We start from the raw sequence: 6,781 nt of genomic DNA, 5'->3' as shown, positions 1-6,781 counted from the left end.
GCGGCGGGGGACGTGGATGTGCTGCTCCTCGATAAAACCGGCACCATTACCTACGGCAACCGATCCGCAGCGGCGTTTTACCCCGTTTTTGCGGTCACTCAGGAAACCCTTGCGCAGGCGGCCCGCCGTGCCTCTTTGGCCGATGAGACGCCGGAGGGCAAAAGTATCGTGACCCTTGCTGAAAAACATTACCCGCAAAGCCGGGAGATATTGCCGCCCGATGCCAAGCTGATCGCCTTTAGCGCCGAGACGCGCATGAGTGGAGTGGACTGGGATGGGCAGCGTTTGCGTAAGGGAGCTCCCGACGCCATGAAGCTATGGGTTCGGTCGCTGGGAGGAACCTGGCCAGCGGAACTGGATGCCGAGGTGCAGAAAATCGCCAGTGGCGGTGCGACACCACTGGCCGTATGTTCCGGCGCCGAGGTGTTGGGGGCCATCGAGTTGCGGGACATTGTCAAAGCCGACATCAAATCGCGCTTTGCCGAATTGCGAGAGATGGGTATCCGCACGATCATGGTGACCGGCGACAATCCGTTGACCGCCGCCGCCATTGCCGCCGAGGCCGGGGTCGATGACTATCTCGCGGAGGCCAAACCGGAAACCAAGCTCGCGCGCATCCGCGAGTATCAGAATGAGGGCTACATGGTCGCGATGACCGGGGACGGCACCAATGACTCGCCGGCCCTGGCCCAGGCCGATGTCGGTCTCTGCATGGCCAGTGGTACTCAGGCGGCGCGCGAAGCCTCCAACATGGTCGACCTGGACTCCAACCCCACCAAACTGCTGGAGATCGTCCAAATCGGCAAACAACTGCTGATGACCCGCGGCGCCCTCACCACCTTTAGCGTGGCGAACGATGTGGCCAAATACTTCGCCATCATCCCGGCGGCGTTTGTATCGACTTATCCCCAATTAGGCGCGCTGAACATCATGGGCTTGAGTTCGCCTGCCCATGCCATCATGGCGGCGGTCATTTTTAACGCCCTCATCATCCCCTTTTTGATTCCGCTGGCCCTCAAGGGCATCAAGTTCCGCGCGGACTCGGCGCAGCACATTCTTCGCCGCAACGTGTGGATCTATGGATTGGGCGGCATTATTGCGCCATTTATCTTTATCAAGCTGATCGACATGCTGCTGGTTGTACTGTAGGAGAATGACACCATGATCAAAGACATCAAAACCGCGCTGTTGCTGTTCCTGGTTCTGGCCGTGATGACCGGTCTGATCTATCCCCTGGCGATGACGGGTATCGGCCAGGTGGTGTTTCCCCACCAGGCCAATGGTTCACTCATTCGCCAGCATGGACGGGTCGTGGGTTCTAGCCTCATCGGCCAGTATTTCCGTAAAGCGCGGTACTTCTGGAGCCGTCCTTCGGCAACTTCACCGATGCCTTACAACGGGGCGGGGTCCAGTGCCTCCAATCTGGGCCCGAACAATCCGGTTCTGGCACAGCATGTGGCGGCGCGGATCAAGGCCCTTCAAGCCGCGGACCCTGCCGAGAAAGGCCCGGTTCCGGTGGATCTCGTGACGTCTTCCGCGAGTGGTCTGGACCCGGATATCAGCGTTGCTGCGGCGCTCTACCAAATCTCGCGCATTGCGCAGGCTGGCGGTATCAACACCGTGACCTTGCGCCATCTGGTCCAGCAAAACACGACGCAACCATTGCTGGGCTTCATCGGCGAACCGGTGGTCAATGTCGTGAAACTCAACCTCGCGTTGCATGAGCGATATGTCACCGCGCAGGTGGCAACGGGCTCCCTCACGACAAGATAAAAACCAAAGTGATCGGCAGTGATGAGCGATCGGATGCCGTCATAACGCAATGCTTTATGACACAACATCTTCTATTCTTTCTATTCTATTGGCCCAACGCAGAAACCATACCGGGGATAGCCTTCGTCAAAGGACGTGTATCCGTATCCGCTGAGAGTACCAGCATCAGGATCGCCTCCGCTCCCACCGGCACAAAGAGTGCCGTATGCCTGCCACAGCGAATGCTGATCTCTTGTGCCGGGCAATCGGCAAGACCAGAACTGATATGCTCCGCAAGACGCATAACGGCAGCCCCGGCGATACCAATAAGACTCTGGTCCGCTATCGTTTCTCCCTTCTGAAAAATCACCGCCCCTTCGCTGGAGATCAGCGCGGCACCTTGTATTTCTGGCGACATGGCGTCTAGCTGCGCATTGAGATCGTCAAACATGTCCTGATTCAAGATGCACCTCCTTCAGAGATTCTCGGGAATAGGAAACTGAAAGTCCTTCTGGGTCAACAGATCAGGTCCCGATTCCAGCCCCTCGAACCAGTCGAGGAAAGCCGTGACCGTCTCCCGTCCTTTAAAGGATGCGCCGTGCTGCGGCACAATCCACTCGATATCCATACCCCGTACCATATTGGTCCAGAGTCTGCAGACTTTCTGGCCTCCCATATAACGACGGTGGAAGCCATCCATGCCAGACCCAGCGCGATGCGCCTGGAAGGCCTCTGTACCTTCGATCACCTTGGAGGCATCATGCCCACTGACCAGGTTGGCACCCAGATCTCCGGAGAACAGAATCTTGCTCACCGGATCGTAAACCTGGAAATTGCCCACCGAATGCATGTAATGCGCGGGCACGACAAAGAGTGCCTGCCCCGCCAGATTGACTCTCATGCCCTGCGGCGGAATGCCGATGACCCGCCCTGCGGTCATCCCCTTCGAGCAAAAATGCGGCAGGAAACGGGTCCATTCATTGGCGATGAGGATCTTCGCATCGGTGATCAGCAGCCAACCGTTGGCAGAGGCAACAATATCCGGGTCCTCGTGAGAGGCAAATACATAATCGAGATGCGCCGGCAGGAAATAGCTCGCCATCTCTGCCAGCAAGTTCTTGTATGTGAGGTTACCGCCGGGATCGAGCAGCATCCCTTCCCCATTATTGACAATAAGGAATTGATTGGCCTGAATCCCCTCGCCCTCCACCAGATCGGTGAAGGCAATGCATTTATGCGTTCCGTCGTCATACAGCAACTGTGGCATTATGGGCTCCTATGCAGGTGATACCGGCCCTGCCATTAAGCAGGGCAACAGAATTAAAACGCTATAAATATAACAGCATTATTTCATACTATTGTTCTTTAAGCACACTATCAAAAAGCGACCCCGCACAGCAACCCGTCTGGGTGGTTTTTTCACCCAGACGGGAATCCTGATGGATGAGATTGGGCCTGTCGGGCTGAGTGCCGGGGCTTGGCCGTGCTTGCATAGCGGCGATACCTCTTTTACAATGCGGCTCATTCAGTTGAGCTGAATCAGCGCAGCGCGAATCAGAACGCTCCCTCCATCAGGAGGTTTGGGTACGACAGGTCTCCTGATCGTGCCTTTTTTATTTTGAACTGCCACTTTTTCAGAGGTCGTGGAATTTATGGGTGAGATAACGAGGGCGCTCATCAGCGTTTCCGACAAACGGGGCATCGTGGAATTTGCCCGGCGGCTGCAGGATTTCGGCGTGGAAATACTCTCTACCGGCGGCACCGCCAAGGTCTTGATGGCCGATGGTGTCGCGGTGCAAGAAGTGAGCGACTACACCGGCTTCCCGGAACTGCTGGAGGGCCGCCTCAAAACCCTGCACCCTAAAATCCACGGCGGGCTGCTGGCGAAGCGCGGCAACAGTAGTCACGTCCGGCAAATGGCCGAACATGGCATTCCCGCCATCGATCTCCTCTGCGTCAATCTTTATCCCTTTGCCGAGACTGTCGCCAGTACCGATTGCACGCTGGAAGAAGCCATCGAAAACATCGACATCGGTGGCCCGACCATGCTCCGTGCGGCGGCAAAGAACTGGGAGAACGTCACCGTCCTCGTCGACCCCGATGACTATCCCGCCGTACTGCAGGAGATGGAACAGAGTTACGGCGGCATCGGTGCCAACACCCGCTTCCGTCTGGCTACCAAGGTCTTCGCCCACACCACGCAATATGACGGCGCTATCGCCAACTATCTTTCCAGATTCAATCCCGATGGCAGCCAGACAATCTTCCCGCAGACCCTGTCCTTGCAATTTGAAAAGGTCCAGGACCTGCGCTACGGTGAAAACCCCCATCAGACCGCGTCCTTCTACCGCGACGGCAGCGGCGGCGGACTGGCGAACGCCCGTCAATTGCAAGGCAAGGAGTTGTCTTACAATAACATCGGGGACGGTGATGCCGCCGTCGCGCTGGTGATGGAATTTGCCGAACCCGCCTGTTGCGTGGTGAAGCACGGTAATCCCTGCGGCGTAGCCGTGGGACTGGATCTGCTCAGTGCCTATCAGCGCGCGTGGGCCGGCGATCCGGTATCCGCCTTTGGTGGCATCATCGCCTGTAACCGGCCGCTGGATGCCCAAACCGCTGAACTCGTGAGCGGCCAATTTGTCGAGATGGTGCTGGCGCCCACTATTTCGCCCGACGCCCGGCCCATTCTGGCCAAAAAGAAAAACCTGCGCGTACTCGCCTTCGACGATGGTCGCGCCTGGCGGCGGGCAGGCTGGGATTACAAACGCGTGCGCGGCGGCCTGCTGGTACAGGACTTTGACCAGAGCATCGAAGCGGAAGCGGACTGGAAAGTGGTCTCGGAACGCGCGCCGACGACACAGGAGGCCCGTGACTTGGCCTTTGTCTGGCGGGTCGGCAAATACGTGCGCTCCAACGCCATTGTCTATGGCCGCGAAGGCCAAACCATCGGCATCGGTGCGGGGCAGATGAGCCGAGTAGACGCAGCCAGGTGCGGCGCGGCCAAGGCCTTGGAACTAGGCTTCGATCTGCGCGGCGCGGCGCTGGCTTCTGACGCCTTTTTCCCTTTCCGCGATGGGGTCGATGCGGCGGCGGCGGCGGGCGTAAAGGTGATTATCCAACCCGGCGGCTCCATCCGTGATGAAGAAGTCATCGCCAGCGCCAATGAACACGGCATCGCCATGGTCTTTACCGGCGTGCGCCATTTCCGGCATGGTTGAGGAGGGGACGCAGATGATGGATGCAAAAGTCATGGTCCTCGGCGGTGGCGGACGCGAACATGCCATCGCCTGGAAACTGGCCCAGTCAGCGGTAGTGGCGAAGGTCTACTGCGTGCCCGGCAATCCCGGTACGGCGGCGGAGGCCAAAGTCCATAATCTGGCCCTGAAGCCGACGGATGTCGATCAGGTGGTCGCCGCCGCCCATGCGTTGGGCATCGCGCTGGTCGTCATCGGTCCCGAGGCTCCATTGGTAGCGGGCGTGGGTGACGCCCTGCGCCGGGCCGGCATTCCGGTCTTCGGTCCCAATGCCGCCGGAGCAATGTTGGAGGGCAGCAAAGCCCACGCCAAAGCATTCATGGAGCGGCACGGTCTTCCTACCGCCCGATACGGACGTTTTACCGATGCCGGCGCGGCCCTCGGCTACCTGCGTGACCATCCGTTGCCGGTGGTGGTCAAAGCCGATGGCCTGGCGGCTGGTAAGGGGGTCGTCGTGGCCTTGGCGCGCGCAGAAGCGGAAGCTGCGGCACGCGCGTTCCTGCAATGGGGCCCCATCGTCATCGAGGAGTTTCTGGAAGGTGAGGAAGCCAGCTTCATCGCCATTGTGGCGGATGGTCAAGTCCTACCGCTGGCGGGGTCACAGGATCACAAACGCCTGCGCGACGGCGATCGGGGCCCCAATACCGGTGGTATGGGTGCCTACTCCCCAACCCCCATCTTGGATACTGCCATGAGTGAGCGGGTGTTACGCGAAGTGATGCGCCCCGCGGCAGAAGGGTTAATGACGGACCGTACGCCCTACTGCGGCTTCCTCTATGCCGGCCTGATGATCGGTCCCGCCGGGCCCAAGGTGCTGGAGTTCAACTGTCGGCTAGGCGATCCCGAGACACAAGCGCTGATGATGCGTTTGCGTTCCGATCTCTATACGCTTTTGCTGACCGCGGCCCGCGACGATCCACTGCCGAAGACACTCGACTGGGACAGTCGCGCTGCCCTCTGCATCGTACTGGCCACTGCGGGTTATCCTGATCATCCGCGGCTAGGTGACCCCATTCTCGGTCTCAATAAGACGCAGGGGGATACTGTCAAAATCTTCCATGCCGGGACTACGACAGAGCACGACACCGTCATCACGGCTGGTGGCCGGGTGCTCGGCGTCACGGCACTGGGAGAAAGCTTGTCGATCGCACAGCAGCGGGCTTATGCCGCCGTCGCCGATATCCGCTGGCCAGGCTTGCAGTATCGGCAGGACATCGGCTACCGTGGCCTGCGGCGCGCCTGATCGCGTTTTCGACTGATGCTACCTCGTCATCCGCGTCGACAGGATATTCGCCGGGGGATAGCGCATTTACGGCGCGGTGGAGTCATCGCCTATCCTACGGAAGGAGTCTGGGGACTGGGCTGCGACCCGCGCCAACGCCGCGCGCTACGCCGGGTTCTGGTCCTCAAAAGGCGTCCACAACATAAAGGCGTTCTTCTGGTAGCAGGCCGGGTGGCAGAAACCCGGCGGTACTGGTCTGCGCAAGGAATAGACCCGGCACTGCCGGCACAGCTCTGGCCTGGAACGACACTGGTACTTCCCGCCACACCGAAAGTCCCTTTCTGGATACGCGGACGCCATGAGAGCATCGCAGTGCGGATCAGTACCCACCCGGCCATCGTCGCCTTGTCCCACGCCTTTGGCGGCGCCATAGTCTCCACCAGCGCCAATCCGGCAGGGCAACAACCAGCCCGTGACTTGCGCACCTTGTACCGCTATTTTGGTCGTTCCCTGTGGATATTACCGGCCCGGCTGGGGCGGTGTTGACGGCCCA

General features: G+C 59.5%; 7 protein-coding genes. 5 read left to right on the top strand and 2 right to left on the bottom strand.

The features are described from left to right. Nucleotides 1–1,149, top strand: a 1,149-nt coding sequence (kdpB, locus tag HF921_RS00035) for a potassium-transporting ATPase subunit KdpB (protein ID WP_215893065.1), incomplete at its 5' end; no start/stop codon positions are given. Nucleotides 1,150–1,161: 12 nt separating this feature from the next. Then, nucleotides 1,162–1,773: a potassium-transporting ATPase subunit KdpC gene (gene kdpC, locus HF921_RS00030; protein ID WP_215893064.1), complete on the top strand. Its 612-nt coding sequence runs from the start codon at nucleotides 1,162–1,164 to the stop codon at nucleotides 1,771–1,773. A gap of 85 nt (nucleotides 1,774–1,858) precedes the next feature. On the opposite strand, the gene HF921_RS00025 is transcribed toward kdpC, so the two are convergent. After that, a complete protein-coding gene (locus tag HF921_RS00025) occupies nucleotides 1,859–2,215 on the bottom strand; it encodes a roadblock/LC7 domain-containing protein (RefSeq protein ID WP_064219040.1) in 357 nt (118 codons plus the stop codon). A 12-nt stretch (nucleotides 2,216–2,227) separates the two neighbouring features. Next, nucleotides 2,228–3,019, bottom strand: coding sequence for an oxygen-binding di-iron domain-containing protein (locus tag HF921_RS00020; RefSeq protein ID WP_064219039.1), 792 nt, complete (start codon nucleotides 3,017–3,019; stop codon nucleotides 2,228–2,230). Nucleotides 3,020–3,404: 385 nt separating this feature from the next. Between HF921_RS00020 and purH the strand changes: the two genes are divergently transcribed. From purH to HF921_RS00005, 3 genes are read left to right on the top strand one after another with little or no spacing between them, the layout of a single operon-like run. Beyond that, nucleotides 3,405–4,970 (top strand): bifunctional phosphoribosylaminoimidazolecarboxamide formyltransferase/IMP cyclohydrolase, encoded by a 1,566-nt coding sequence (gene purH, locus HF921_RS00015; RefSeq protein ID WP_215892683.1) that lies wholly within the window; start codon nucleotides 3,405–3,407, stop codon nucleotides 4,968–4,970. A 13-nt stretch (nucleotides 4,971–4,983) separates the two neighbouring features. Continuing rightward, the gene (gene purD, locus HF921_RS00010) at nucleotides 4,984–6,249 is read left to right on the top strand and encodes a phosphoribosylamine--glycine ligase (RefSeq protein ID WP_226834227.1); all 1,266 of its coding nucleotides are present in this window, start codon (nucleotides 4,984–4,986) and stop codon (nucleotides 6,247–6,249) included. A gap of 15 nt (nucleotides 6,250–6,264) precedes the next feature. Then, nucleotides 6,265–6,774: an L-threonylcarbamoyladenylate synthase gene (locus tag HF921_RS00005; protein ID WP_215893063.1), complete on the top strand. Its 510-nt coding sequence runs from the start codon at nucleotides 6,265–6,267 to the stop codon at nucleotides 6,772–6,774. The last annotated feature ends 7 nt before the right edge of the window (nucleotides 6,775–6,781 follow it).

It is taken from the genome of Acidithiobacillus ferriphilus (assembly GCF_018854775.1).
Classification (GTDB): domain Bacteria; phylum Pseudomonadota; class Gammaproteobacteria; order Acidithiobacillales; family Acidithiobacillaceae; genus Acidithiobacillus; species Acidithiobacillus ferriphilus.
This window is presented reverse-complemented; position numbering and strand designations above follow the sequence as displayed.